This is a genomic window from Mesorhizobium sp. LCM 4576, assembly GCF_001854815.1.
Lineage (GTDB): Bacteria > Pseudomonadota > Alphaproteobacteria > Rhizobiales > Rhizobiaceae > Mesorhizobium > Mesorhizobium plurifarium.
Map to the genome: position 1 here is coordinate 30,389 of NZ_MDDT01000037.1, position 26,108 is coordinate 56,496.

Genomic DNA, 26,108 nt, shown 5'->3' on the forward strand with positions numbered 1-26,108 from the left:
AGATGGCAACCGCAGCCGGCAAATCCGCGACGGACGAAGCGACCACCGCCGACCTGGAGGCTGATATCGAGCAATTGAAAGCGGATATCCAGAAACTCACGGAGCAACTCGCCAAGACCGGCCAACACGGTTATGGCGCGGCCCGTCGCGCTGCCTCGGAGGGCGTCGAACAGTTGCGTGCGCAAGGCGAAGCTGCCTTCGAGAGCATGCGGGGCAGCGCCGAGGATATCGAAGCGCAGCTGATCGCCAAAGTGCGCGAGAAGCCGATGACGTCGCTGGCGATCGCAGCGGGTGTCGGCTTCCTGTTCGCCCTGCTTTCCCGCCGCTAGTCTCAGATGGGGACGCTTGTCTCGTTGATCTCGGCCCTTGCCTCGGGCGAGGCAATGGCCGCTTTGCAAAGAGCTCGGATGACGGCAATCCTTTACGGACTTGCCGCCGTTTTTGCCCTGTGCGGTGTCGGCTTCCTCATCGGCGCCGCGTATATCTGGCTCGCGGCGCGCTATGGACCGCTGGCAACCTGCCTCGGCTTCGGCATAGGGTTCCTGGTGATTGCCGGGCTCATCCTTGTCGTTCACAAGCTGACGACGAGCATGCGCAGCAGGCGGCGCGCGCGGCGGCGRCAGGCCGATATGACCGCGCTGGGCGTCACCGCGGCACTTGCCTTGCTTCCGGCCCTTGCCAGGAGCAAGGCCGGGTTGGGCGCCGTCATCGCGCCCGCCCTGGCAGTTGTCGCCTACGCCATCTATCGCGAGAACGCCAAGCCCAAGCCGCGCGCGCCGGAAGACATGCATTAGGCTGTTCGACTTTCTCAGGCTGGCGTCCGCCTCACGCATTCTGCTGAGCGCTGACCTGCTCTCAAGGCTTGAAGCGCGCGCTGGCCTCATTCCATCCCAATGATCGCGAAAGCGATGCCAGCCGGTCGGGAACCTTCACGTAAAGGACCCGTTACCCGACCGTGCCATGCCCGAAACACCCGCCACCACGCAACATGGAGGCCAATCATGACCAAGATCGTTCCTGAAGACAAAGCCCGTCAGGGACACTGGGGCTGGCACGCCTTGAGGATACTCATCGCCGGCCTCTTGCTGGCGTTCATTGCATGGGGTGCAGTCGAGATTTACGGCGAATTGATAAAGTCGCCSAATTCCGGCGCGCAGCATGTACCGCAGCCGCCCGGCACCGAGCAGGGTCCCGCTCCTGCCCAACCGACCTCGCAACCCTGAAGAGCGCTTTCCGTTCACGCCGCCTTTGCGCTGATGCCGCGCGAGGGAACGAGGACGTTCAGGGCGCCGGGGTGGATTTCGATCGTCGTTTCGCGCGCCAACCGGATCAACTCGCCGTCCATGACGGCGCGAACCTTTTTGACCGGAGAGTAGATCTTCAGCACAGCCTTGTCAGCCTGATGAACCTCGACATGCGCGCTCCGGCGCCATCTGCCGCGCAGCATGTCCAGCAAAAGCTTCGCCAGATGATGACGCCGGCGCGCGACGCTGACATAGATGCCGAGCACGCCGCCCGCCGGATTGTCRGCATAGGGCAGGTGGCCTTCGCCGAACAGGTTGTTGGAAATGCCAATGCCGGTCGTGYGGGTGACGATCTCGGCCTTGCCGACGCTCAGGCTCACCTTAAGCGCCGGCGGGTTCTTGATCGCCTCCCAGGCGGCGCGGATGGACGCTCGCATCTTTCCGAGACGCGAGCCAAAATCCATTTTTTCGCGCAACTGAACCATCCTGGCATGCATGCCGACCGAGAACTGGTGCACGAAAGGCTGGCCGTTGGCGCTTGCCATATCGACGGCGATCACCTCGCCATCGGCAAAGGCCTGCAGCGCCGCTCCCAATGTCTGCGGAATGCCCAAGCCGCGCGCGAAGAGGTTCATCGTGCCGGCGGGCAAGATGGCCAGGGCCTTTTTCTTGTTCATGAGCAGGGACGCCGCGGTGGAAATCGTGCCATCGCCGCCTCCGGCAAGAACGACATCGATATTGCGCTTGGCGATCGCCCTTTGCAGCGCTGCGGCGACATCGCGGCCGGCGACGATGTCGACCTCGACCGAATGTCCCGATGCCTCGAGTGTCTGACGCAACTGTTCGGAAAATGCTTCAATGTCGATGGTGCGGAGCGTACCGCCGTCCTGGTTCAGCACCGCAGCAAACCGCATGCACCTCTCCGTCGATCTGAGCCGGCAGACCTCTGCCGCGGCGGAAACGACGGTGCGGCCGCAAAAGTTCCGCCGGAGCCCCAGGGGCAACCGGGTGAGCGCGTTGTGGTTTGGAACAACACCCCGGTCACAACGTTGTGATCCTGTCGACACTGCCGCTCCCGACTCGCCGTTCTGAGGTTGGGCGAGGGAGCGCAATGCATAGATCAGGCACGAGGAGAGACTATGATGATCCGCACCCTTTTTGCGACGACCGCGATCGCGACGCTGCTTGYGACCGGCGCTTTTGCACAGACGACGCCCGCTCCGTCCCCACAGTCCCCAGCAGYCGAAAACCCGGCTCCGGTCGTACGCTCGGACGGCGCGCTGATGACGAACATCATCGGCGAGTCCGTCTACAACGGCACCGGTGATGACGCCCAGAACATTGGTAAGGTCGATGATGTGGTCTTCGATTCCAACGGCAATGCCAAATCCGCCATTATCGGCGTCGGTGGATTCCTGGGGGTCGGCAAGAAGGACGTCGCCTTCGACTACAGCAAGCTCGAATGGGCCGAGAAGAATGGCGACCGCTGGCTGGTTGCCAAATCGACCAAGGATGAGCTGAACGCTCTGCCGGCCTTCGACCGCAAGCCTTACGATCCGGCCCCGGCGCAGTCGGCCGACGCCACGCAGCCCGCCAACAACACGACGCAGGCCCCGGCGGCCGCCCCGGCCGAGCCGGTGAAGAAGGCGGAGGGCAACCTCGCCACCAACATCATGGGCGAGTCGGTCTATAACGGCACCGCGGACGAYGCCCAGAAGATCGGCGACGTGAAGGACATCGTGCTCGCCAAGGACGGCAAGGCCGAATCGCTKGTGATCGGCGTCGGCGGCTTCCTCGGCATCGGCACCAAGAATGTCACCTATGACTTCGYCAAGGCAAAATGGGCGGAGAAGAACGGCGACCGCTGGCTGGTGGCCGAGACGACCAAGGAGCAGCTGCAGGCCCAGGCCGAGTTCGACCGCAAGGCCTATGATCCGGCGCCCGGCTCGACGACGACGGCCGCGAATAATGCGCCGGCCGCAACCACGCCCGCGGTAGTGTCTTCGGATACGACCTCGGATAAGGGAGCGAAGCCGGCGGAGCCCGCCAAGTCGACGGCCGAGAATAAACCTGCGACACCGCCAGCCCAGAGCACGGCCGAGAACAAGCCTGCCGATAGCGGCACTGCGGCAACCGACCAGACCAAGACCGCATCCATCGACAAATCGACATTGACCGAGATGCCGATGGGCAACATGCGCGTCGACGACCTCAAGGGCACGACGGTCTACGGCGCCAACGATGCCAAGATCGGTTCGATCGGCGACGTCGTGCTGACGCCGGACCAAAAGCCCGACGCGGTCATTGTCGAYGTCGGCGGTTTCCTCGGCATCGGCGCCAAGGAAGTGGCGATCGGCATGGACAAGCTCAAATTCATGACCGACAAGAAYGGCAAGAAGTACCTCTACACCAACTTCACCAAGGAACARCTGCAGGCGCAGACGGCCTACGACAAGAGCAGCTATGCCGCCAACCGTGATCAGCAGCGGATGATGCTGAAGTAAGGGAATAGGCAGTAGGGATTAGGCAGTAGGCGAAAAATGAGTTGGTAAGCCACCGGGCGGCAAGGGATATTCTACTGCCTACTGCCTACTGCCTACTGCCTACTGCCTACTCACGTACCCGACCACTCCATCTTCTGTCAGTTCCGCCAAGGCCAGCGACTGGTCGAGATGCGCGGCGCGCCAGGCGAGCATCTTTTCCGCGAACTCCAGCCGCACCGGCAGATAGGATGGATCTTCGGCGACATTGTTAAGCTCGCCTGGATCCTTCGACAGGTCGAACAGAAGCGGCGGCAGGCCACCGCCGAAATGGACATATTCGAAGTCCGCCGTGYGGATAACGGCGAGGTTGCAGGCGCGCGATTCGATACCGAAATGGCGTTCGGCCTCGCCTTTGGCGACCGTGCGGAAATCAAATTCCCAATGCGCGGCGTCGCGCCAGGTCTCCGGCCCCTTGCCGTCGAGCCAGGGCACCAGCGARCGGCCGTCGAGATGGCGTTGCGGCGCGGCGCCGGTCACGTCGAGCAAGGTCGGGAAGATATCGACGGCCTCGGTGAAACGATCGACGGATACGCCGGCTGTCGCGCTGCGCCGCGGATCGCGGATGATCAGCGGAATGTGATAGCTGGCGTCGAAGAAGCTGCCCTTGYCGAGCATGAAATGGTCGCCCATCATCTCGGCATGGTCGGAGGTCARCACGATGACAGTGTCGTCCCAGGCGCCCGCTGATTTGATCGCCTGCCAGACGCGGCCGAGCTGCGCGTCGACCTCGGAGATCATGCCGTAATAGATCGYGCGGATGCGGCGGAAATTCTCCTCGCTCCACTCCGCCACCTTGCCTTCGCTGCCGGGCACGAATTTTRTCCGCTTCYGCCGRTCGAGATCGTAGGCGAGATAGGAGTGGTTCGCAGCTTCGGCCTGCCAGCTTGYCGCGCGCTTGAAGGCGGGACCTTCAGCCGGATCGTACATGCTGTTGTAGGGCTCCGGCACGATGAAAGGCGGGTGCGGGCTGATGAAGGAGATATGCGCGAACCATGGCGCGCCCTCCTCCTRCTCGCCCAGCCAGCGAATGAATTCGCCGGCCAGGAAAGCGGTCGGCGTCTGGTCTTTCGAATAGACCGGCGGCGCGTTGGTCACATCGCCTTGGTCCTGGCCGCTGGCCGGACGGTGGATGCCGGGGCTTCCGGCGCTTGTGTCGACGCCTTGCGCCCGCAGCCATGACAGCCRCTGCTTCTGATGCTCCGGCAGCGCCTGGCGCACGGTGAAGCCCGGCAGCACGCCTTCRTAGCTGCGCAGCCGCGGATCCTCGGGCGAGAGTTGCCGGGGGTCGAGCGAGACATCGGTGTAGCCGAACAAAGTGGGGTCGTAGCCCGCCGCGCGCGCCGAAAGCGCGATGTTGCCATGACGCGCGTCGAGCGGCGTGCCGTTGCGGCAGACGCGATTGTTCATCTGATAGAGCCCGGTATAGAGGCAGGCACGGGCCGGCGAGCAGGGTGCTGCGCCGCCGTAGTGGCGGCGGAAAAGCACGCCTTCCGCGGCAAGCGCATCCGCATTCGGCGTCTTCACCACCGGATGGCCGGCGGCCGACAAGCAATCGCCGCGCCACTGGTCGCAGGTGATGAGGAGGACGTTCGGGCGGCTCGTCGGATGGTCCAAGATCGTCTCCTTATGGAAGCGCCCAGATGGAACGGAAATCACCGGCGTTGCAAGTCAATGCCRGTGATAGATTGGTGAACATATTTTGAACGATCGTTCACTTTTATGACACAGTCCATTCTGTGTTTGCCCGCTTTGCCGCCGGCCCACCCATCCTCATATTGGCGTGGACAGCGGCGAGGGCCGCACAAGAACACGGGAAGGAGCACGATCATGCTCAATCAGATCCAGGGTCTGCATCACGTCACTTCGATGGCGAGCGACGCACGTCGCAACAATGAGTTCTTCACGAAGAAGCTCGGCCTGCGCCGGGTGAAGAAAACAGTCAATTTCGACGCACCGGACGTCTACCACCTCTACTATGCCGACGAGGTCGGCACGCCGGGTTCGGTGATGACCTATWTCCCGTTCCCCGATATCGGCAAGGGTCGGCACGGCGTGGGCGAGGTCGGCACGACGGTGTTCTCCGTGCCGGAGGGCACGCTCGCCTATTGGGAAAAGCGCTTCGCCGACGAAGGCGTGGGCAATGTCGCCCGCACGGAAAGTTTTGGCGAGAAGCGGCTGACCTTCACCGGCCCGGACGGCGACAGCTTCGCGCTGGTCGAGGACAAGGCCGACAAGAGAGCGCCATGGGTCAAGGGCGGTGTTCCCGGCGACGAGGCGATCCGTGGCTTCCACTCGGTCTCGCTGCGGCTCAAGGATGGCGGCGCCACCGAGGAACTCTTGAAGTTCATGGGCTATGAGGAGGTCGACAAGTCCGGCAATATACGTCGGCTGGCGATCAAGAACGGCAATGGCGCCGATGTCGTCGACATCGAATCGCTGCCTGGCGCCGGCTTTGCCAATCTCGGCGCCGGCTCGGTGCATCACGTTGCCTTCGCGGTCGAGGATCGCGCCAAGCAGCTCGAAGTGCGCAAGGCCCTTGTCGACACGGGCTATGGCGTGACGCCGGTCATCGATCGCGACTATTTCTGGGCGATCTATTTCCGCACGCCGGGCGGCGTGTTGTTCGAGGTGGCGACCAACGAACCGGGTTTCGACCGCGACGAGGACACCGCGCATCTCGGCGAGGCGCTGAAGCTGCCGACGCAGCATCAGCATCTGCGGCCCTACCTCGAAGAACATCTGCAGAAGCTGGAAGACTGAGCCATGAGCAAGGACGCTTACATCCACAAGGTGCTGCCCGGTTCGCCGGGCAGCCCGCTGCTCTTCGTCTTCCACGGCACGGGCGCGGATGAGAACCAGCTTCTCGGTTTCGGCCGCGATCTTGTGCCTTCGGCGACGATCGTCTCGCCGCGCGGCGATGTCTCGGAGCATGGCGCCGCGCGTTTCTTCCGCCGCACTGGYGAGGGCGTCTACGACATGGACGACCTGACGCGGGCGACGGCGAAGATGGCGGGCTTCGTCAAGGCGCATGTCGAGGCGGCAAAGCCCTCGGYGGTGTTCGGCCTCGGCTATTCCAACGGCGCCAATATCCTGGCTTCGGTGGTATTCGCCGAGCCCGGCCTGTTCGATGCCAYGGCGCTGATGCATCCGCTGATCCCGTTCGAACCGCAGGTGCAGGGCAGCCTTGCCGGCCGGCGCATCCTGATCACGGCCGGCAGGCGCGATCCGATCTGCCCGCCCAATTTGACGTCGCGGCTCGAGGCCTATTTGCGCGCCGACGGCGCCGATGCCACAGTGGAATGGCACGACGGCGGGCATGAGGTTCGGCCGAATGAAATCGAAGCGGCGCGGCGGCTTTTTGCCCCGGCGCCGGCTGCCGAAGGAGGCAACTAAATGGCTGACCAACTGCCCGAGATCGAACTGGAAGACCACGGCTCCAAGGGGCGCTATGTGCTGCGCGGACCCGGCGGCGCCGAGGCCGAGATGACCTTCACCAAGATCGGCGAGCACCAGCTCATCATCGATCATACGGAGGTGCCGGACGCCTTTCGCGGCCAGGGCGCCGGGCTTCGGCTCGTCACCCGCGCCGTCGAGGATGCGCGCGCCGCCGGCAAGAAGATCATCCCGCTCTGYCCCTTCGCCAACGCCCAGTTCCGCCGCCATCCGGAATGGGCGGATGTGCTGAAGCAGTAAGCACGGCGTTAYCTTCTCCCCTTGTGGGAATTGAGGAATTGAGGAATTGAAGAACTGAAGAACTGGGGAATTTAGAAAAAAGCTCAGCGTCCGACGTGACGTCGCTTCTTCAATTCCTCAGTTCCTCAGTTCCCGCAGGGGGAAGAGGAAAAGGGTCAACCTTCGTATTTGCACCGCCCGGTCATCTTGCCTAAGTTGGCGGTTCGCTTCGGACGAAACCCGTCGTCCCGCCCGTCACCGATTTGAATGGCTCCCCTGATGACCGATACCGACCTGATCCCCGTTTTCGACGGACATAACGACACGCTGCTTCGGCTCTACCAGTCGAAGGAAGCCGATGTCGAAAAGCTGTTCATCGAGGGGACACCGGGCGGGCATATCGACCTGCCGCGCGCCCGGAAGGGCGGCYTTGCCGGCGGCATGTTCGCGATCTTTCCGCCGCCGGTCGAGAAGTCGAAGCGCAGCGCCGTGCCGCCGGCGCCGAGCGACAACGAGCCCCTGCCGCCGGAACTGCCGCAGGCAGAGGCGATCACCTCGACCATCGGCATGGCTTCGATCCTGTTTCGGCTGGAGCGCGCTGGCGCGCTGACCGTCTGCCGTAGCGCCGGCGATGTACGTGACGCGATGGCCAAGGGTTCGATCGCGGCGGTGTTCCACATCGAAGGCGTCGAGGCGATCGATCCCGGGCTCGCCATGCTCGACGTGCTGCATGCCGCGGGCCTGCGCTCGCTGGGCATCGTCTGGAGCCGTCCCAATGCCTTCGGCAATGGCGTGCCGTTCCGCTTCCCATCCTCGCCCGATACCGGGCCCGGCCTCACCGATGCCGGCAAGGCRCTGGTCAAGGCCTGCAACCAGCTCAGGATCATGATCGACCTGTCGCATCTCAACGAGAAGGGTTTTCGCGACGTGGCGGGCTTGAGCGACGCGCCGCTGGTCGCCACCCACTCCAACGTGCACGCGATCTGCGGTCATTCGCGCAACCTGACCGACTGGCAGCTCGGCGCGATCCGCGAATCGGGCGGCATGGTGGGCCTCAACTTCGCTACCGGCTTCCTGCGCGAGGACGGCCGCATGAATGCCGACACCAGCATCGACATCATGGTGCGCCATATCGACTCGCTCTTGCAGGCGCTGGGCGAGGACGGCGTCGGTCTCGGCTCCGATTTCGATGGCGCCATGATCCCGGCCCCCATCGGCGACGTCGCCGGCCTGCCCAAGCTCATCGACGCGCTGGCGGCGCGCGGTTTCGGCCGCGCTCTGATCGAGAAGATCGCTTATCGGAATTGGTTGAGCGTGCTGGAGCGCACAATAGGTTGAGCGGGACTACTGACCGTAGCCCATGCGCTTCAGCCATTCCTGACCGACGCCGCGGGCGCGGATGATCGCCAAGGGGTTTTCCGCGTCGAGCCGGGCGCAGATGCGGTAGACCTCCAGCGTCTCGGCGTTCATCTCGCCGCGCTTGAAGAAAAACATCGCCGCAGCGTAGCGGGTGCGGCCGGACCACATCTCGCCAAGCGGCGTGTTGACCAGCTCCCACTGCTCGGCGGCTTCCGTCTCCAGGTCTTCCGCTTCGCTTGCCATCTCAGAAATCCGCGGGCGGGTTGGCGGTGCGGCGGTCGAGCTTGATGAAGGGACGCGGCACCACCTTCGCCTTCTTCATCAGCTTCTGGTACTGCAGCTCGCGCGTGGCGTAAATCTCGACCCAGAGGTCGTCGACGATCGTTTCGCCATAGGGTCGCCGCAGCGAGGCGAGCGCGATGTTGCGCTTGGCCATGGGCGACCACATCGCCGCGCTCACCAATCCGATCTCCTGGCTTTTGCGGTAATAGACGATGGCATGCTCGGCCGGGAYGTTGCCTTCGATCTCAAGTCCGACCAGCACGTGGCGCAGTTTCTTTTTCGCCCGCGCTTCGAGGATGGCGCGGCGGCCGTTGAAGTGTCCCTTGTCCGGATCGATCATGAAGCCGAGGCCGATCTCGTCGGGCATGCGCAAGCGGTCGGCGCGGATGGCGTGCTCGGCRGTGGTGAAGTCGGCATTGGYGACGATCAGGYCGGCTTCCAACCGGGCTCGGTTCAGCGCGGTATAGCCGATGGCGCGGATGCCGCGCAGCTCGCCGGCCGCCATCAGCCGGTCCCACAGGCTCAACGCCTTGTCAGCCGGCACGAACAGCTCGTAACCGAGATCGCCGGTGAAGCCGGTGYGCGAGATGGCGACGGTAGCGCCGTCATGCGCGAATTCGGCGAGGTCGAAGACCTTCAGYCGCTCGACACCGGCGAAACCGGCTTCGCGCAGGATGGCGAAGGAGGTCGGTCCTTGCAGCGCCAAGCCGGCGACAGCCTCCGTCTCTTCCTCGACACTGACCTCATAGCCGATCGCGCTGTCCAGCAGCCAAGGCAGATGCCGCTCCTGCGAGCACAGCCGGAAGCGCGTCGGCGAGAGCCGGAACAGCGTGCCGTCGTCCAGGACGAAACCTTCGTCGTCGCACCAGGCGGTGTAGTGGACCCGGCCGGGTTTTAGCTTGGTCACGTCGCGCAAGGTCACGCGATCGAGATAGGCCTCGGCGTCCGGGCCCTCGATCCGGTATTTGGTCATCGGCGAGATATCGAAGAGTGCGGCCTGGCTGCGGATGGCGAAATATTCGAGCTCCTCGTCCCATAGCGAATGCGGCGCGCGGTAGCCGGCCCAATTGTACCAGTCCTGCTTCAGCCCCAGCGCGTCGATGCGGGGCTGGAACGGTGTGCCCATGCGCAAAGTGCGGAAGTGGGATTGGTCGGCTGTACGCGCGGAGTTGATTTTCACATGACGATTCATGACGGCATTCCTTCGCGCCCCCCTCTGTCCTGCCGGACATCTCCCCCACAAGGGGGGAGATTGGCCGTCGCCGGCGATTTCGCCAATCTCCGGCGTTGCAGAAAGGGCGCCGACAAATCGAACTGCTCATCTCCCCCCAAGTGGGGGAGATGGCCGGCAGGCCAGAGGGGGGCGCCGTAGAGCGCAGCGTTTGTGAATAGCGAAATCATCTCATGCCCTCATCGCGATGATGCGGCGCGCGGCGTTGAGGCCGGGCGCGCCGGAGATGCCGCYGCCTGGATGCGAGCCGGCGCCGGCAAGGAACAGCCCTTCGAGCGGTGTGTCGTAGCCCGACCAGCCGGAGACCGGCCGCGACATCAGAATCTGGTCGGCCTGCAATTCGCCATGGTGCCAGTGGCCGCCCGGCATGCGGTAGCGTGCCTCGATGTCGGCGGGCGTCAGAAGCTCGGCGTGGCGCACGGTCGCGCCGATGCCAGGCGCGTAGGCTTCGAGCTGCGCCATGATAGCCTTGAGGAAGCGCGGCTTGCCGGCGACCCAGCCCTCCTTCAGCGCATAGGGCGCGTATTGCACCACGGCCGACAGCACGCAGGCGCCGGACGGGGCGAGCGATGGATCGGCCAGGCTGGGCAGCGTGATCTCCATCACCGGCTCGGGCGAGAACGCGCCATATTTCGACGGGTTGAAGGCGCGCTCGACATGGTCGGGCGAAGGCGCGATGACGAGGCGGCCCTTGTGGCCGGCGGCGTCGACGCCTGAGAATTGCGGCGGCCTGTCAAGCGCCAGATGGAGCTTCGCCGCATCGCCCTTCATGCGGATATTCCGGACCTTGCGCACAAAGCCGGTATCGACCTCGCGCGGGCCGACGAGATCGAGGATCGTCGTCGCCGGGTTCACCGCGGAAACGACGGTCCTTGCCCGCAGCGTCTCGCCGTCCTGCGTGACGACGCCGACGGCGCGGCCCTTTTCGACGATCACCCTGGCGACCGGCGAAGCCGGGCGGATCGAGACACCGGCCTTTTCCGCCGCCGCGCGGATGGCGGCGACGACGGCACCCATGCCGCCTTTCGGCTGCATCTGCGCGCCGGCAAGGCCGCCGATTTCGCCGGAAAGCCTGTAATAGAGGCCGAGCAGCGAGGTCGGCGAACGCGGGCCGAGGTGGCTGCCCAGCGTCGCGTCGAAGGCGAGCAGGCCCTTCAGCCGGTCGTCGGAAAGCTGCTCGTCGAGCAGGTCGTAGACATTCATCAGGAGCACGCGCAGGAAGTCGCGCATGTCTTCCTTGCCGAGCCGCTTCAGCGCCAGCGCGGTCTGGCCGAGCCCGGTCATTTCGGCGAGCGACATGTCGCCGAGGTCCGGCGGCCTGCGCGACAGGAACGACTTCAGCACGCCGGCATAGCGCAGCAATTGCGCGCGCAGCTCTTTCCAGGCGGATTGCTCCGCCGAGCTGGCCCCGGTCAGCACCTCACCATAGGCGCCGTGCAGCGTAAGCGGGCCGTCCTTCGACAGCGCCACCGACGGCACGAAGTCGCCGCGCTCGATCGTCAGCCCGTGCCGCTCCAGCTCCAGCGTCGTCACCACGTCGGGATGCAGGCGGTTGAGCAGATGCGCAACCGCGGAGACTCGAAAGCCCGGCGCGAATTCCTCGGTGCGCGCGGCGCCGCCGACCTCGTTGCCGGCTTCGAGCAGCAGCACCTTGCGACCCGACTTCGCCAGTGTGGCGGCGGCGACTAGGCCGTTATGGCCGCCGCCGATGACGATGGCGTCCCGGTTCAAATCAGATGACGTCATGGGCCGGGCTCATATGCAGGGTTGGCTTGGCGAGGTCGCGCAGGATCTCTGCGGCGGCGTTGCGTCCGGGCGCGCCCATCACGCCGCCGCCCGGATGGGTGGAGGAGCCGCACATATAGAGGCCGCCGACCGGCGAGCGGTATTGCGCGTAGCCCGGCACCGGGCGGTTGAAGAGCAACTGGTCGAAGGTGAGCTCACCCTGGAAGATGTTGCCTTCGGTGAGGCCGACCTCGGCCTCGATCTCGCGCGGCGTGCGCACTTCCATATGGACGATACGGTCGCGGAAGCCGGGCGAATATTGCGAGATCTGGGAAATCACGCTCTCGGCGAAGCCGTCGCGATCGGCATCGGTCCAGTCACRCCCGTCGATCTTCGGCGGCGCATATTGCACGAAGCAGCTCATGAAGTGCTTTCCCGGMGGCGCCATGGTCGGGTCGAGCGTGGTCGGGATCATCATGTCGAGGAAGGGATCGACCGACCAGCGCCCGGCCTTCCAGTCGTCATAGGCGCGCTCCATGCGCTCGATGGAATCGGTGAAATGCATGTCGGCGCGATAGACCGGCGAGTCCTTCGGCAGAGCAGGGAATTCGGGCAGCGAATCCAGCGCGATGTTGACCTTGCCGGACGAGCCGCGGATTTTGAAATTCCGGACGCGGCGCAGGAAGATATCGGGCAGTTCCTTCTCCTCGACCAGCTTCAGGAAGGTGCGCTTGACGTCGGCGTTGGRGATCACGAGCTTGCCGTGGATCTCCTCGCCGCCGGCCAGCACCACGCCCTTGGCTTTGCCGTTCCGGATCAGCACGTGGTCGACCTCGGCGCCGGTGCGGATGGTGCCGCCGGAGGMCTTGAAGGAGGCGGCCAGCGCCTTGGTGACGGCGCCCATGCCGCCGCGCGCATAGCCCCAGGCGCCGACCGAGCCGTCGACCTCGCCCATGTAATGGTGCAGCAGCACATAGGCCGTGCCGGGCGACATCGGCCCGAGCGCCGTGCCGATAATGCCGGAGAGCGCGAAGTTCGCCTTGATGACGTCGGTCTCGAAATACTCGTCGAGGAAGTCGGAGATCGACATCGTCCAGAAGCGCAGGGTCAGCGCCCGCTCCTCGGCTGAAAGCCCGGCGAATTTCTTGCCGAGATAGATGAGCTCGCCGAGGTCGCGCGGCCGAAAACTGGTCGGGTCGGGGGCGGTGCGCATCAAGAGCGGCTGGATGAAGCGACATTGCCTGGTGACGTCGCGCGAGTAGCGGTCATAGGCCTCGGCATCGCGCTTCGAGAAGCGGGCGAACTCGCGGCGATGCGCGTCATGGTCGCGATAGTTGGCGAGATAGTCGCCGTCGCGCGTGAACACCGCGCCGCCTTCATAGGAGATCACCTGCAGGCCGAAGCGCGGCAGCTCCAGGTCGCGCATGATCTCGGGCCTAAACAGCGAGCAGACATAGGAGCAGTTGGAATAGAGGAAGCCCGGCGTCAGCTCGCGGCTGGTGGCCGCGCCGCCGACCCAGTCGTTCTTCTCGACCACCAGCACGTCCAGCCCGGCGCGCTGCAGATAGCAGGCGTTGACCAGCCCGTTATGGCCGCCGCCGATGACGATCGCGTCCCATGCCTTCATGCGCGCTCAACCTTCATTCGGTCGCCCCTATCGTCTTGTTTTTGTGCAGTTCCGGGTGGAGAACCGCCTCACGCTCTTCCTGGAATTGCTCTGTGCTTTTGTTCCCCGATTGCCCGAATTTGGCACGGATCACGGATTTTTGTCTAGCCATTTTGAATGAATGTTCAACAAATGATGTTGCGTTTTCCTGTTGATGYGCTACGCTTTGCCGACATTCTGGACTGATCCGCATCGGCATTTGGGGTTGAGGGTCCGATGATCGAAACGGCTGACGCCGAGCCGGAATATGACGACACCGCCATTCGCTTCCTCGAAGCGCTGTGGGGCGAGGGCTACCTGTCGCCGGGTGGGCCGGACGAGGTCGACCGGGTGGTCGAAGGCCTCTCGCTCAAGGGCAAGACGATCCTCGATATCGGCTGCGGCGCCGGCGGCATCACGCTGCATCTGGTGGCAACGCACGGCGCGGCTCGAGCCACCGGCTTCGACGTCGAAAGGCYGGTGATCGAGAAGGCAAGGCGAAGAGCGGCAGCGCAAGGCCTCGAGGATCGTGTCAGTTTTGTCCRGGCGCCGCCGGGGCCGCTGCCGTTCACGGATGCTTCCTTCGACGTGGTCTTCTCCAAGGACGCGCTGCTGCATGTGTCGGACAAGGACGCGCTGTTCGCCGAGATCTTCCGCGTGCTGAAGCCGGGCGGGGTGTTTGCCGCGTCGAACTGGATGATCGGGCATGACGCGGAGCCGTCGCCTGAGATGAAGGCCTATGTAGYGGCCGAAGGGCTCTCCTTCGCCATGGCCTCACCGGCGCGCTATGCCGAAGCGATGCGGCGCGCCGGCTTCACCGGCATCGCCGTGCGCGACCGCAATCCGTGGTACCGCGAGGTGGCGCGGGAGGAGCTGGCACGGCTCAAGGGGCCGCTCTACGCGAAGGCCGCGGCAGCGGTCGGCGCGGCCTATGTCGACAAGAACATCAAGACCTGGGAGGCGATGCAGAAGGTGCTTGACAGTGGCGAGCACCGCCCCACTCATCTGCGCGGTTGGAAGCCGGTTGGATAGCCGGCGATGCTGGAGACCGTCACCCTTATGAAGACAGCAGCTGCCACCGACAACGTCGCTGAATCGGCACGAAAAGGCGACGCCGAAAAGCGCGGCCGCAAGGCCTCGAAGGAGGTCAGGCGGTTGCAGCTGATCGAGGCGACGATCGATTCACTGGCCAAGCGCGGTTATGCCGAAACGACGATGGCCGACGTGGCCGACGGCGCGGGCCTGTCGCGCGRCATCGTCAATTTCCATTTCGAGAGCAAGGAAAAGCTGCTCATCGCCACGCTGCAGCACATGTATGACGAGTATTCGGCGCACTGGCGCACCGCCCTGCAGAAGGCGGGCGAYGATCCGGCGAGGCAGCTGCGGCAGCTGGTGTGGGCCGATTTCGACCGCTCGATCTGCAACAAGCGCAAGCTCGCCGCCTGGCTCGCCTTCTGGGGCGAGGCCAAGTCGCGGCCGACCTACCAGGCGCTGAGCARCTCGCGCGACGCCTATTACCAGCAGGTCTTCATCGATCTCTGCACGACGCTCAAGGCAAGCGGCGACTACAGCTATGACCCCCAGGTCATCGCGCTGGCGCTCAGCGCCATGCTCGAGGGCTTGTGGCTGCGGCTGATGATGGGGACGGAGGACACCACGCGAGAGACCGCATTGCAGGCGGCGAACGCGTTTTTGGCCGCCGCCTTTCCGAAACATTACGGTTAGCAACAGCCGGCCAAACAAGACCGGCAACCAAAAGAGGATGGAACAGCATGAAGAAACTCAGCCGACGCCTGACACTGACCCTGGCGCTTGGGAGCGTGATCGCGGCTTCGGCGGTGGCGTTCGCCGTCGCCGCCGACAAGGACCTGATCGTGTTCGATTGGTCCGGCTATGAGGATCCGAGCTTCCACGGCAAATATGTCGAGAAGAACGGCGACTCGCCGACCTTCGCCTTCTTCGGCGACGAGGACGAGGCCTTCGAAAAGATCCGCTCCGGCTTCAAATCCGATCTCGGCCATCCGTGCTCGCAGAGCGTGGTGAAGTGGCGCGAGGCGGGGCTGCTGCAGCCGCTCGACACCTCGAAGATCGCCGGCTGGAAGGACCTCAATCCCGGCATCATGGCGATGAAGGACCTCGCCACCACGCCCGACGGCAAGGCCTGGTTCATGCCCTGGGACTGGGGCGACACCCAGCTTACCTACAATTCCGACAAGATCGCCGAGAAGGACGTGCAGTCGCTGAAGGCCTTCGCCGATCCGAAATACAAGGGCAGGGTCTCGATCGGCGACAATGTCGACGACGCCTACGCGCTGGCCAGCCTCGCCATCGGGCTCAAGGACTGGACCAAGATGACGGACGACCAGTTCAAACAGGCGTCCGACTTCCTGCGCCAGGTGCACAAGAATGTCCGCTCCTACTGGACCGACACCACCGACATCGTGCAGCTGCTCTCCGGCGGCGAGGTCGATCTCGCCTGGGCCTGGAACGACGCGACGGTGCAGTCGGTCAAGGCCGGCGTGCCGATCAAGTCCAAGAAGGACACCGACGAGGGCATGTCGACCTGGGTGTGCGGCTATGTGCTGTTCAAGGACGCGCCGGGCAACATCGACAAGGCCTATGACTATCTCAATGCGGTCAACGACCCCGAAGTCGCCAAGACGCTGGTCAAGGACTGGGGCTACGGCCAGGCCAACGCCAAGGGCATGGCCGGCGTCGACCCGGCGGTGCTGAAGGAAAAGGGCTACGACAACGTCGAAAAATGGGTCGACAAGACGCTGTTCCAGCAGCCCCTGCCTTCCGAGCTCAAGCTGAAGATGATCGCCGAATTCGAGAAGATCAAAGCCGGCTATTGAGCTGAATTCTAGCGGCCCGCTTACTTGCCAAGCAGAGCAAAGTGAGCGGGCTCGCCAAAGCTTCTGAATTCTCCTAACTTCCTCCCATCGTCCGCGATGGGGGAGTTTCTCGCGCCATGAAAACCATGCTTCGCCGTCTTGCCTTGGCTGCCGTCGTCACCGTCGGCGCTGGCTCCGCCCATGCGCTTGCCGAAGGCGGCGGCGACCTCGTCGTCTTCGACTGGTCCGGCTACGAGGATCCGCTGCTGCATCCGGTCTACACCGCCAAATACAATGYCGAGCCGACCTTCTCTTTCTTCGGCGACGAGGACGAKGCCTTCGAGAAGATGCGCGCCGGCTTCAAGGCCGATGTCGCGCACCCCTGCTCGCAAAGCGTGGTGAAATGGCGCGAGGCCGGCTTGCTGCAGCCGCTCGACACCTCGAAGATCGTCGGCTGGAAGGACCTCAACCCGGGCATCATGGCGATGAAGGACCTCGCCACCACCGCCGACGGCAAGGCCTGGTTCATGCCTTTCGACTGGGGCAACACCTCGCTGCTCTACCGCACCGACAAGGTTACGGCGGAGGAGGCGCAGTCGCTGAAGATCTTCGCCGACCCGAAGTTCAAGGGCCGCGTTACCATCGGCGACAATGTCGACGACGCCTATGCGCTGGCGAGCCTGGTCATCGGCCTGAAAGACTGGACCAAGATGACTGACGAGCAGTTCAAACAGGCCTCCGCCTTCCTGCGCGACGTGCACAAGAATGTCCGCTTCTACTGGACCGACGATACCGACCTCAACCAGGCCTTCACGGGCAATGAAGTCGATCTGGTCTGGGGCTGGAACGAGACCTATGTGACGTTGAAGGGCCAGGGCATGCCGATCGCCATGAACCGCGACACCAAGGAAGGCATCTCGACCTGGGTGTGCGGTTATGTGCTGCTCAAGGATGCGCCGGGCAAGCTCGACCAGGCCTATGATTTCCTGAGCGCCGTCAACGCTCCGGGTGTTTCGGAGTATATGGTGAAGACCTTCGGCTACGGCCACGGCAACAGCGCCGGCATGGCGGCGATGGACCAGAAGCTGCTCACCGAGCGCGGCTTCGACAATCTCGACAAGTTCCTCGACAAAACGTTGTTCCAGCAGCCGGTTGCGCCGGACCTCAAGCAGCGCATGGTCGCCGAGTTCGAGAAGATCAAGGCCGGCTATTGAAGAGCGGCATCGAAAGAACCGACGTCGTCATCGTCGGCGCCGGCTTCACCGGCCTGTCGGCCGCGCTCGAGTTGAAGCGCGCCGGCATCGATTTCCTTGTCCTTGAAGCACGCGAGCGCGTCGGCGGCAGGGTGGAGGCCGTCCGCAACGGGCTCGGCGAGCTGATCGACAGCGGCGGCCAGTTCCTGTGCCAGGACATGCCCGAGCTGATGGCGATGGCCAAGACACGCGGCAAGACCTTCGTCGAAACCTATATCGAAGGGGAGTTCATCACTCATCCGTCGATGTCGGTCGACGAAGCCGAACGGACCTACCAGGTCGCGATGGCGATCCGGGAGYGGATGAACAAGATCGAGCCGGACGATCCGTCGATCGCCGGCTTGACCGTCGCGACATGGCTCGAGCGCCAGAGCGACACGGCTGACGCCAAGGCAGCCTTCTGTTCGATGATCGAGGGCCTGTGGTGCCTGGCGTTGGACAGGGTGCCGCTCTGGTACCTGATCGACAATGACCGCCGCATCACCAACGAGGTGTTCGAGCTGCAGTATTTTCTGGGCGACACCATGCAATTGCTGGCCGAGGACCTCGCCGCCGCGCTCGGCGACCGGCTACGACTGAACGAAGCGGTGGCGCGTGTCGAGCGCGCCCCGCAAGGCGTTCGCGTCAGCACCGGCGCGGCTACGATCGAAGCGCGCGAGGTCCTGATCGCGCTGCCGCCGGCGACGGCCGCGAAGCTCGATTTCGCGCCGGCTTTGCCGGCGGAGCTCGCAAGCGCGCTCGGCGTCTGGGAGAGCGGCGCGGTGATCAAGATCCTGGTGCGCTACGCCAAGCCGTTCTGGCGCGAGCAAGGCCTGTGCGGCATGGTGATGTGGCGCGATCAGCCCGGCCTGTTTGCCTGCGACGCCAGCACGGATGCCGACCACGCCGCGCTTGTCGTCTTTGTCGGCGGACCGCTGGCGCTGCGCTGGCATCCGGTCAGCGCGGCGGCGTTGCGGGCGGAAATCACAGCGAGGCTTGTCCTGGCGCTCGGGCCAGAGGCCGCCGACATCGTCGATTTCAGCGCGCGCGACTGGACGCATGACCGCTGGAGCGGCGGCGCCTATAGCGACCTCATCATCGACGTGACGGCGCGCGATGCCGAGCGCGTCATCCTGGCCGGCGCGCCGCCGGTCTATTTCGCCGCTTCGGAGCTCTCGCCGTCTTTCCCGGGTTATGTCGAAGGCGCGATCGTCGCCGGCCGCATCGCGGCCGGCAAGATTCAGTCGGCCATCGCCACCAGAGCTTCAGGATCATAGGCGAGGCGGATCGGCGCGCCGACCGGAATGTCGTCGGCGCCGAAATCGTTGGTCTCGGTGACCGAGAGCGGCTTTTCGAGCCCCGGTATCTCGACGATCAGATGCGTGATCTCGCCGAAATAGTGGCGCTCGACGACCTTGCCGGCGACCTCGAACTTCGCCGTCGCATTGTCCCACAAAACGCGCAGCCGCTCGGGGCGGATGCCAAGCGTCGCCGCGCCGCCATTGCGCACGAACGCCTTCGGCTTGTCGGTCCTGACGCGGCCGAAGCCCAGCGTGTCGAGCACCAGCGAAGCGCCGTTCTCCTCGACGATCTCGGCCTTGACGAAGTTCATGCCGCCGAGGAAATCGRCCACCTGGCGGTTGACCGGGCGCTGGTAGATCTCTTTGGGCGAGGCGACCTGCGCGATGCGGCCGCCGAACATCACCGCGATGCGGTCCGACATGGCGAGCGCCTCGTACTGGTCATGCGTGACCAGCACGAAGGTGATGCCGACCRCCTGCTGCAGCCGGCGCAGCTCGACCTGCATCTGCTCGCGCAGCTTCTTGTCGAGCGCCGAAAGCGGCTCGTCGAGCAGCAGCACCTTGGGGCGCATGACCAGGGCGCGGGCCAAAGCCACGCGCTGGCGTTGGCCGCCGGAAAGCTCGGTGGCACGGCGCTTGCCGAGGCCCGTCAGCGACACCTGCGCCAGCGCCTCCTCGACACGGCGCTTCTCCTCGCCGGCCTCCAGCTTCAGCCRCTTCAAACCATAGGCGACATTCTGCTCGACATTGAGATGCGGGAAGATCGCATAGCTCTGGAAGACCATGTTGGTCGGGCGGCGGTTGGCGGGAATGCCGTCCATCGGCTGGCCATCGACGGCGATGGAGCCGCTGGTCGGCGTGTCGAAGCCGGCGATCATGCGCAACAGCGTGGTCTTRCCGCAGCCGGAAGGCCCGAGCAGCGAGAAGAACTCGCCTTCGCGGATCGAGAGCGAGGCGTTGTCCAGCGCCTTGAACGATCCGTAGCTGCGGGTCACGTCGCGGATCTCGATCATGGTCCGGTCGGCTTGGACACGCTCGGATTGGACCCGCTCAAGCATAGAGGCCTCCCTCGTTCTGGGTGCGTCTCGCCGCGCGGCGGCGCAGGATTTCGGCAATCGTCATCAGCACGAAGGATGCGAAGAGCAGCAAGGTGCCGAGCGCCAGCACGCCTGGAAGCTTGGCCGCGAAACGCAGCTGGCCCCAGATGTAGATCGGCAGCGTCGCCTCGGTGCCGGTGAGGAAAAAGGCGATGATGAACTCGTCCAGCGAGATGGTGAAGCAGACGAGCAGGCTGGAGATGATCGCCGGCGCTACCATGGGCAGCGTCACCCGCCGGAAAGTGCCGAAGGCGCTCTCGCCGAGATCGGCGGAAGCCTCCTCCAGGCTGCGATCGAAGCCTTCGAAGCCTGAGGTCAGCACGGTCATCGAATAGGGGATGCAGACCAGCACATGGCCGAGCACGACGGTGAAGAGCGACAGGCTGAGGCCGAGCTGCAGCATGACCAAAAGCATGGAGATGGYGACGATCACCTCCGGCAGCACCAGCGGCGCCATGATCAGGYCGTTGATGGCGCGGCGGCCGGGGTAGCGGTAGCGGGTGATCGAGCGGGCCGCGAGGATGCCCARCACCGTCGACAGGATCGAGGCGGAGATGCCGACGATCAGGCTGTTCCAGGTGGCGTCGATCAGCGCCGGCGTGCGCGGCAGGTCCTCGTACCAGTGAAGGGTGACGCCMGAGAGCGGGAATTTGGGCGTCGCCGCCGTGTTGATCGAGAAGATCGGCAGGAAGATCACCGGCAGATAGAGGAACAGCAGATAGAGGACGGCGTAAGTCGAAAGCCAGCCGGGCAAGAAACGTCTTATCGCCGTCATCGCGCCAGCCTCTGCAGGGCGCGGATGACCAGCACGGTGGCGCCGGCCATCAGCGAGACGATGATCATGGTGGTGACGGAGAGCGCCGCGCCCAGCGGCCAGTTCGACGCCTTGCCGAACTGCGCCTGGATGGCGTTGGCGATCATGACGCCGTCCTTGCCGCCGACGAGCTTCGGCGTGACATAGTCGCCGACGGTGGGGATCATGACGATCAACGCGGCCGAGATGACGCCGGGCGCCGACAGCGGCAGGGTCACGCGCAGGAAGGAGCGCAGCGGCCCGTCGCCGAGGTCGGTCGCCGCCTCGACCAGGGTCCGGTCGACCTTCTCCAGGGAAACGAAGATCGGCAGGATGGCGAAGGTCGCCCAGGCATGAGTGAGYGTGATGATGACGGCGCTGGAATTGTAGAGCAGGGCCGTCGAGGGCTCGTCGATGATGCCGAGGCCCATCAGGCCGGAGTTGAGCACGCCGTTGTAGCCGAGGATTACCTTCCACGACATCACGCGCAGCAGGTAGCTGGTCCAGAACGGGATGGTGATGAGGAAGAGCCACAGGCTCTTGTGGCGGCCGCCATGGAAGGAAATGAAATAGGCGATCGGGTAGGCAAGCGCCACCGTCAGCAGGCTGACCGTCAGCGAGATGTAGAGCGAGCGCCAGAGCAGGTCGCGATAGATCGGCTCGGTCAGCGCGATCCGGTAGTTCTCCAGCGTGRAGGTGTGGTCGATGGTGAGATAGTTCTGCGTCCAGAAGGAATGGGCGATGACGACCAGGATCGGCAGGACGAGGAGAATAAGGGCGTAGACGAAGGTGGGACTGATCAGGGCAAAGCCCTGGACGGCTTCCGACTGCAGAAGGGGACTTCGTCTGGATCCCGCCAAGCGCAACGGGGGCGACCCTTCCGCCGCAACCGTCATTGCAGTGCTCCAGGCGTGATTTCGGTAGCTGGCTCGGACTGTCCCGCCATGCGGCCTTCCCATTCGTGAGCCGGTCGCCTGTTCCCGAATTATGCTTGGAGYGCGATCGCTCCCTGGCTTGCCGGCTTTCTTTCATCATGAGCGCATCCGCCGATTGAAATCAAGCGCTATTTCTGCGATATTGATTGAACGGATATTCAAAATGAGGTGATGAAAAGCCGAATTCCCACGGCTTTCCGCGCCGTTTGATATTCGGTGAAAATTTGGCAACCTGGYGATGCGAGGCGAAAATGGCGGCTCAAAGCAAGATCAAGGCAAGCGAACTCATYGGACCTGATGACGACGCGGTCGAGCTCGCCAAGCGCCATCTCGTCCAGCCCTGGCCCTATGCCGGCTCGGTCGGCAACGAGGCGCGGGCGCTGATCGGCGAGGGCGACGGCATCTATATCACCGACGCCGCAGGCAAGCGCCTGATCGACGGCCCGGCCGGCATGTGGTGCATCAATGTCGGCCATCGCCGCGAGGAGTTGGCCAGGGTCATGTACGACCAGGCAATGGCGCTCTCCTACAACACGCCGTGGTACACGATGAACGCGCCCTCGGCCGAGCTCGCCCGGCGCATCGCCGATGCGGCACCTGGCGATCTCAGCCACACCTTCTTCACCACCGGCGGTTCGTCGGCGGTGGAGACGGCGCTGCGCTTCATGCAGTTCTACAACAATGTGCGGGGACGACCGGAGAAGAAGCTGATCCTCAGCCGCGGTGGCGCTTATCACGGCTCGACCTATCTGTCGGCTTCGCTCAACGGCCGGCCGCGCGACCGCGACTGGATGGACGGCGCCGACGAGCTGGTGGTGAAGCTGTCCTCGCCCGATCCGTTCCGGCGGCCGAAGGAGATGAGCATCGCCGCCTTCACCGATTTCCTCGTCGATCAGTTCCGCGATACCGTCGCGCGTGTCGGCGCGGAGCGCATCGGCGCCTTTGTCGGCGAGCCGGTGCAGGCTTCCGGCGGCGTCGTCGTGCCGCCGGACGGGTATCTGAAGCGCGTCCGCGAGATCTGCCGCGAGAACGATATCCTTTATGTCTCGGACGAGGTGGTGACCGGCTTCGGGCGGCTCGGCCATGTCTTTGCCTCGGGCGACGTGTTTGGCATCGATCCGGACATGATCACCTTCGCCAAGGGAGTCACATCGGGCTATTTCCCGCTCGGCGGCGTCATCATCTCGGAGCGGCTGCTGGAAGAGCTGCGCAGGTCCAACCATCCCGACGCGCTGTTCGGCCATGGTTTGACCTATACCAGCCATCCGATCGGCTGCGCGGTGGCGTTGAAGAACCTCGACTTGCTGGAAGAGGGCGTGCTTGCCCACACGCGCGAGATCGCGCCCTATTTCCAGGCGCGGCTCAAGACGCTGGAAGAGCTGCCGCTGGTCGGCGAGGTGCGCGGCGTCGGCCTGATGGCTTGCGTGGAATGCGTCGCCGATCGCGAGAGCAAGGACGCGCTGCAGCTCGACAAGGATGTCGGAAAGCGCATCGACGCGCATTGCCACGAGCTCGGCCTTCTGGTGCGGCCGCTGATCAACATGTGCGTGATGTCGCCGCCGCTGATCATCACCAAAGAGCAGGTCGACGATATGGTGGCGATCCTGCGCGAAGGCATTTCGCGGACCATGGATGATCTCAGGAAGGAAGGGGCGTGGAGGGGGTGATTAGCCCTTTCCTTCTCCCCGTTTACGGGGAGAAGGTGCCCAACGGGCGGATGAGGGGCGGCGCCGACGTTGGCGGCTGGCCGCGTATGGGGACTCATCCGTCTGAGACGATAGCCTCGCGGCCTCCGTGGGCGGTTTGCAAGATTTCAGTCATACGATGGCTCTGTCAGATGAGGGTAGCCAATCGCGGGACGCTGGCGCTGCCCCTCATCCGCCCTTCGGGCACCTTCTCCCCGTGAAACGGGGAGAAGGAGAGGAGCTACCCCCTCGACCGCAGCGCGTCGTTCAATCCCCACATGTCTTTTTCCTCGGGCGCCGTCTCCAGGTTCAGCACCGGGATCTGCCTGCGCAGATGGTCGTGGTGGGTGCGCACGCCATATTCGAGGTCGGAGAGATAAAAGCCCTCGAAGGCCTCCGACAGCATGGATTCGTTCGACCATACCGAGAGCTGCACGTCCTCGTTCATCGTGTCGCGGTCGATGCGATAGGCGAGGTAGCGCGCGGCCGCCTGCTCCCTGCTTTCGTCCTTGTAGCGGTAGACCGCGCCGCGCAGCAGCGTCTCTCCGGTCGACAGCGGGAACTCCTGATAGAACTGGACGGATTCCGGCATGATCGACAGCGCGTTGTTGGGAAAGATGCCGTAATAGATCCAGGCCTTGCGCAGATGTTCCGGCAGATGCGTGGCCTCGGGCGCGAGCTTGATGTACTCGCGCACGCTCCAGCGCCGGCCGGCATGCGGATTGTAGGTGGCGAAGGAGYGCGACACGCCGTTGACGAAGGGCTCGTCGAAATAGGTCGCGCCATAGAGGTCCTGCAGCGCCGGATGCGCCATGGCGACGTGATAGCCTTCATTGTCGACGTCGCGCACCGACTTCCAGTTGACCGGCGATTTCTGCGTCCAGATGCCCCAGGACGGCACCATGTCGGCTACGTTGTAATGCGCCATCTCGGCTTCGATCGGCTTGAGCAGCTCGGCCACCGGAGGCTGCGGGCCGCCCTTGCGGAAGCGGATGAAGATGAAGCCCATCCAGATTTCGAGGTCGAGCGGCATCAGGCCGAACTCGGTCTTGTCGAGCTCGGGGAAGGAGYGCGGACGGGCGGCCCCTCGCAGCGTGCCATCGAGATTGTAGACCCAGCCATGGAACGGGCAGACAAGCGCGTTCTTGCAAGTGCCCTGGCTGTCGGCGACGACGCGGCTGCCGCGGTGGCGGCACATATTGTTGAAGGCGCGCACGATGYCGTCCTTGCCGCGCACGATCAGCGCGCGCTCGCCGATGACGTCCATGGTCAGATAGTCGCCCGGATTCGGCACGTCGGAGACATGGCCGGCGATCTGCCAGTGATTGCGGAAGACATATTCCTTCTCAAGCTCGAGAAGGGCGTTGGAATGGTAGCTCCACCCCGGCAAACCCCGCCGGTCCCAATCGTTGGGGATCGCCACGTCACGGAGGTGCGGGTTCATGGGCAGGCTCTTCTTTTGTTGAATAGTCATTCAATATAAGCATATTTCCCATTGAAATGCAATGGTTTGCGGAAATGTGAAAATTCCATGGTGACAAGGTCGACCTTGCCTGAACCGGAAAAATCACGGAAAATCCGGGTCTTAATCGAGGAAGCGGAACGGCGGTTGCGAGCGCCGACGCCTGCCTCGAGGAGGGCATGTTTTCGATCGATGCCGAGCGTGCGGCTGACGGCTGCGACACGCTCGATTAGAGGYACCGCTGTGTGAGGCTGCTTACAGTCGCCCGGGCGCGACAGGGRCATATCTGCGCCGACCAGCTTCGATGGCCGATCGAATGGTTGCAGCGGATTGGGATACCGCCGCGGACGGTGCCTGTTGCAATCCTGTTACACAGACAATCGCCGCGATCATCCGTCCGTTACATGGCGCGATTAAGTTCGTTTCATAGCCAAAAGAAAGATAACGAAGGGAACAGCGATGTTTGCGAAAKTTCGTACCGCCGATGCCGATCGCCGCCTGCATGGACCGGAACGCAACGACCGCCGGCCGAAGCTGGCGTTGCGCCAGCGCGCCAGCGATCATCCGATGGCGATGTTCATGATGATCGGCGCCTGCGCCTTCGTCGGCATGCTGGCGGCACCCGCCTCAGGCCCGGCTTTCGCCTCGATCAATCCGCCCGCCAACGTCGTCGAGGGCGCGCAGACCACGCTCAAGACCGCCCGTCTGCCGGAATCCGCGGTCGACTTTGCCTGCAAGGGCCAGAACTGGGGCGCCGAGAGCCTCGATTGCCTGCGCGCCATCGCCGAGCAGTCCGGCCGGCACCGGGAGCGCGCGGTGCGCATGATCGCCAACGCCGCGCCGCTCACCAACACGCCGAACATTTTTTAAGAGCTCCCCTGAGCGCACCCTCCTGCGCTCCAGTCAGGCTCCCGCCGCTAAGTCGGACGGGAGCCTCTTTTTTAGGCCCGGTCGATATTCAGGTGAGGCTGGTCTGCAAATTGCGCCTTTCTGCGCTTCCGGTGCTCGCGTACCTCAAGTACGCTCCGCTCCGGTTCTCGGAAGGCACAATTTTCGACTCAGCCTGAC

Annotated in this window: 26 protein-coding genes; 15 read left to right on the forward strand and 11 right to left on the reverse strand. The window is 64.1% G+C overall.

Going from position 1 to position 26,108, the window contains the following annotated elements; translation table 11 throughout:
- The first annotated feature begins 2 nt into the window (after positions 1-2).
- The 3 genes from LCM4576_RS21135 to LCM4576_RS21145 all read left to right on the forward strand — a co-directional run bounded on the left by LCM4576_RS21135 (position 3) and on the right by LCM4576_RS21145 (position 1,223).
- Complete coding sequence (locus tag LCM4576_RS21135; protein WP_071034401.1) at positions 3-329, forward strand: YqjD family protein; 327 nt, start codon at positions 3-5, stop codon at positions 327-329.
- Between the two features lie 6 nt (positions 330-335).
- Positions 336-794 carry a phage holin family protein gene (locus tag LCM4576_RS21140; protein ID WP_071034403.1) on the forward strand — a complete coding sequence of 153 codons (459 nt, stop codon included), beginning with the start codon at positions 336-338 and terminating at the stop codon, positions 792-794.
- Between the two features lie 207 nt (positions 795-1,001).
- Positions 1,002-1,223, forward strand: a complete 222-nt coding sequence (locus LCM4576_RS21145; protein ID WP_040985048.1) for a hypothetical protein — start codon at positions 1,002-1,004, stop codon at positions 1,221-1,223.
- Positions 1,224-1,237: 14 nt separating this feature from the next.
- Here LCM4576_RS21145 and LCM4576_RS21150 read toward each other — a convergent pair whose 3' ends face one another.
- Positions 1,238-2,158: a diacylglycerol kinase family protein gene (locus LCM4576_RS21150; RefSeq protein ID WP_071034406.1), complete on the reverse strand. Its 921-nt coding sequence runs from the start codon at positions 2,156-2,158 to the stop codon at positions 1,238-1,240.
- Positions 2,159-2,386: 228 nt separating this feature from the next.
- On the opposite strand from LCM4576_RS21150, the gene LCM4576_RS21155 reads away from it, so the two are divergent.
- A complete protein-coding gene (locus LCM4576_RS21155; protein WP_071034474.1) occupies positions 2,387-3,748 on the forward strand; it encodes a PRC-barrel domain-containing protein in 1,362 nt (453 codons plus the stop codon).
- 99 nt (positions 3,749-3,847) lie between these two features.
- Here the strand turns inward: LCM4576_RS21155 and LCM4576_RS21160 are convergent, their stop codons facing one another.
- Entirely contained in the window at positions 3,848-5,401 is a 1,554-nt protein-coding gene (locus LCM4576_RS21160; RefSeq protein ID WP_071034407.1) for an alkaline phosphatase family protein, read from the reverse strand.
- A gap of 213 nt (positions 5,402-5,614) precedes the next feature.
- Here LCM4576_RS21160 and LCM4576_RS21165 point away from each other — a divergent pair, with 213 nt between their 5' ends.
- The 4 genes from LCM4576_RS21165 to LCM4576_RS21180 all read left to right on the forward strand — a co-directional run bounded on the left by LCM4576_RS21165 (position 5,615) and on the right by LCM4576_RS21180 (position 8,797).
- Positions 5,615-6,547, forward strand: a complete 933-nt coding sequence (locus tag LCM4576_RS21165) for a VOC family protein (RefSeq protein WP_071034409.1) — start codon at positions 5,615-5,617, stop codon at positions 6,545-6,547.
- Positions 6,548-6,550: 3 nt separating this feature from the next.
- Positions 6,551-7,180, forward strand: coding sequence for an alpha/beta hydrolase (locus LCM4576_RS21170; RefSeq protein WP_071034411.1), 630 nt, complete (start codon positions 6,551-6,553; stop codon positions 7,178-7,180).
- Positions 7,181-7,480, forward strand: a complete 300-nt coding sequence (locus LCM4576_RS21175) for a GNAT family N-acetyltransferase (RefSeq protein WP_071034417.1) — start codon at positions 7,181-7,183, stop codon at positions 7,478-7,480. It begins immediately after the preceding gene.
- 258 nt (positions 7,481-7,738) lie between these two features.
- Positions 7,739-8,797 (forward strand): dipeptidase, encoded by a 1,059-nt coding sequence (locus LCM4576_RS21180; RefSeq protein WP_071034419.1) that lies wholly within the window; start codon positions 7,739-7,741, stop codon positions 8,795-8,797.
- A gap of 6 nt (positions 8,798-8,803) precedes the next feature.
- Here LCM4576_RS21180 and LCM4576_RS21185 read toward each other — a convergent pair whose 3' ends face one another.
- The 4 genes from LCM4576_RS21185 to LCM4576_RS21200 form a co-directional block, all read right to left on the reverse strand.
- Entirely contained in the window at positions 8,804-9,061 is a 258-nt protein-coding gene (locus LCM4576_RS21185; RefSeq protein ID WP_071034421.1) for a hypothetical protein, read from the reverse strand.
- Position 9,062: 1 nt separating this feature from the next.
- Positions 9,063-10,292, reverse strand: coding sequence for an aminomethyltransferase family protein (locus LCM4576_RS21190; RefSeq protein ID WP_071034423.1), 1,230 nt, complete (start codon positions 10,290-10,292; stop codon positions 9,063-9,065).
- Positions 10,293-10,502: 210 nt separating this feature from the next.
- Positions 10,503-12,077, reverse strand: a complete 1,575-nt coding sequence (locus LCM4576_RS21195; RefSeq protein ID WP_071034424.1) for an NAD(P)/FAD-dependent oxidoreductase — start codon at positions 12,075-12,077, stop codon at positions 10,503-10,505.
- Positions 12,064-13,683, reverse strand: coding sequence for an NAD(P)/FAD-dependent oxidoreductase (locus LCM4576_RS21200; protein ID WP_071034426.1), 1,620 nt, complete (start codon positions 13,681-13,683; stop codon positions 12,064-12,066). Before LCM4576_RS21200 ends, LCM4576_RS21195 begins: the two co-directional genes overlap by 14 nt.
- A 255-nt stretch (positions 13,684-13,938) precedes the next feature.
- Here LCM4576_RS21200 and LCM4576_RS21205 point away from each other — a divergent pair, with 255 nt between their 5' ends.
- The 5 genes from LCM4576_RS21205 to LCM4576_RS21225 all read left to right on the forward strand — a co-directional run bounded on the left by LCM4576_RS21205 (position 13,939) and on the right by LCM4576_RS21225 (position 19,044).
- Entirely contained in the window at positions 13,939-14,733 is a 795-nt protein-coding gene (locus LCM4576_RS21205) for a class I SAM-dependent methyltransferase (protein WP_071034428.1), read from the forward strand.
- Between the two features lie 6 nt (positions 14,734-14,739).
- A complete protein-coding gene (gene betI / locus LCM4576_RS21210) occupies positions 14,740-15,426 on the forward strand; it encodes a transcriptional regulator BetI (RefSeq protein WP_071034429.1) in 687 nt (228 codons plus the stop codon).
- 47 nt (positions 15,427-15,473) lie between these two features.
- Positions 15,474-16,556 carry an ABC transporter substrate-binding protein gene (locus tag LCM4576_RS21215; RefSeq protein WP_041011248.1) on the forward strand — a complete coding sequence of 361 codons (1,083 nt, stop codon included), beginning with the start codon at positions 15,474-15,476 and terminating at the stop codon, positions 16,554-16,556.
- Positions 16,557-16,672: 116 nt separating this feature from the next.
- Positions 16,673-17,749, forward strand: coding sequence for an extracellular solute-binding protein (locus LCM4576_RS21220; protein ID WP_071034431.1), 1,077 nt, complete (start codon positions 16,673-16,675; stop codon positions 17,747-17,749).
- Complete coding sequence (locus LCM4576_RS21225) at positions 17,746-19,044, forward strand: flavin monoamine oxidase family protein (RefSeq protein WP_071034433.1); 1,299 nt, start codon at positions 17,746-17,748, stop codon at positions 19,042-19,044. Before LCM4576_RS21220 ends, LCM4576_RS21225 begins: the two co-directional genes overlap by 4 nt.
- Here LCM4576_RS21225 and LCM4576_RS21230 read toward each other — a convergent pair.
- Genes LCM4576_RS21230 through LCM4576_RS21240 form a run of 3 tightly spaced genes read right to left on the reverse strand, consistent with a single transcriptional unit; the run spans position 19,008 to position 21,854 of the window.
- Entirely contained in the window at positions 19,008-20,081 is a 1,074-nt protein-coding gene (locus tag LCM4576_RS21230) for an ABC transporter ATP-binding protein (RefSeq protein WP_071034435.1), read from the reverse strand. The genes LCM4576_RS21225 and LCM4576_RS21230 overlap by 37 nt on opposite strands.
- A 37-nt stretch (positions 20,082-20,118) precedes the next feature.
- Positions 20,119-20,940 (reverse strand): ABC transporter permease, encoded by an 822-nt coding sequence (locus LCM4576_RS21235; protein ID WP_071034437.1) that lies wholly within the window; start codon positions 20,938-20,940, stop codon positions 20,119-20,121.
- Positions 20,937-21,854, reverse strand: a complete 918-nt coding sequence (locus tag LCM4576_RS21240; RefSeq protein WP_071034439.1) for an ABC transporter permease — start codon at positions 21,852-21,854, stop codon at positions 20,937-20,939. The genes LCM4576_RS21235 and LCM4576_RS21240 overlap by 4 nt, the downstream gene beginning before the upstream one ends.
- 290 nt (positions 21,855-22,144) lie before the next feature.
- Here LCM4576_RS21240 and LCM4576_RS21245 point away from each other — a divergent pair, with 290 nt between their 5' ends.
- Entirely contained in the window at positions 22,145-23,560 is a 1,416-nt protein-coding gene (locus tag LCM4576_RS21245; protein WP_071034441.1) for an aminotransferase, read from the forward strand.
- A 259-nt stretch (positions 23,561-23,819) separates the two neighbouring features.
- Here the strand turns inward: LCM4576_RS21245 and LCM4576_RS21250 are convergent, their stop codons facing one another.
- Both LCM4576_RS21250 and LCM4576_RS21255 read right to left on the reverse strand, forming a co-directional pair.
- Positions 23,820-25,022 carry an SRPBCC family protein gene (locus LCM4576_RS21250; protein ID WP_071034443.1) on the reverse strand — a complete coding sequence of 401 codons (1,203 nt, stop codon included), beginning with the start codon at positions 25,020-25,022 and terminating at the stop codon, positions 23,820-23,822.
- Positions 25,023-25,048: 26 nt separating this feature from the next.
- Positions 25,049-25,324, reverse strand: coding sequence for a hypothetical protein (locus LCM4576_RS21255; RefSeq protein WP_071034444.1), 276 nt, complete (start codon positions 25,322-25,324; stop codon positions 25,049-25,051).
- Positions 25,325-25,499: 175 nt separating this feature from the next.
- On the opposite strand from LCM4576_RS21255, the gene LCM4576_RS21260 reads away from it, so the two are divergent.
- Positions 25,500-25,910 carry a hypothetical protein gene (locus LCM4576_RS21260; RefSeq protein ID WP_071034446.1) on the forward strand — a complete coding sequence of 137 codons (411 nt, stop codon included), beginning with the start codon at positions 25,500-25,502 and terminating at the stop codon, positions 25,908-25,910.
- Positions 25,911-26,108: the final 198 nt, after the last annotated feature.

Excerpts from the sequence above, each read along its gene's own strand:
- LCM4576_RS21215 (WP_041011248.1), top strand. The coding sequence starts at position 15,474 with ATGAAGAAACTCAGCCGACGCCTGACACTGACCCTGGCGCTTGGGAGC.
- LCM4576_RS21135 (WP_071034401.1), top strand. The coding sequence starts at position 3 with ATGGCAACCGCAGCCGGCAAATCCGCGACGGACGAAGCGACCACCGCC.
- LCM4576_RS21185 (WP_071034421.1), bottom strand. The coding sequence starts at position 9,061 with ATGGCAAGCGAAGCGGAAGACCTGGAGACGGAAGCCGCCGAGCAGTGG.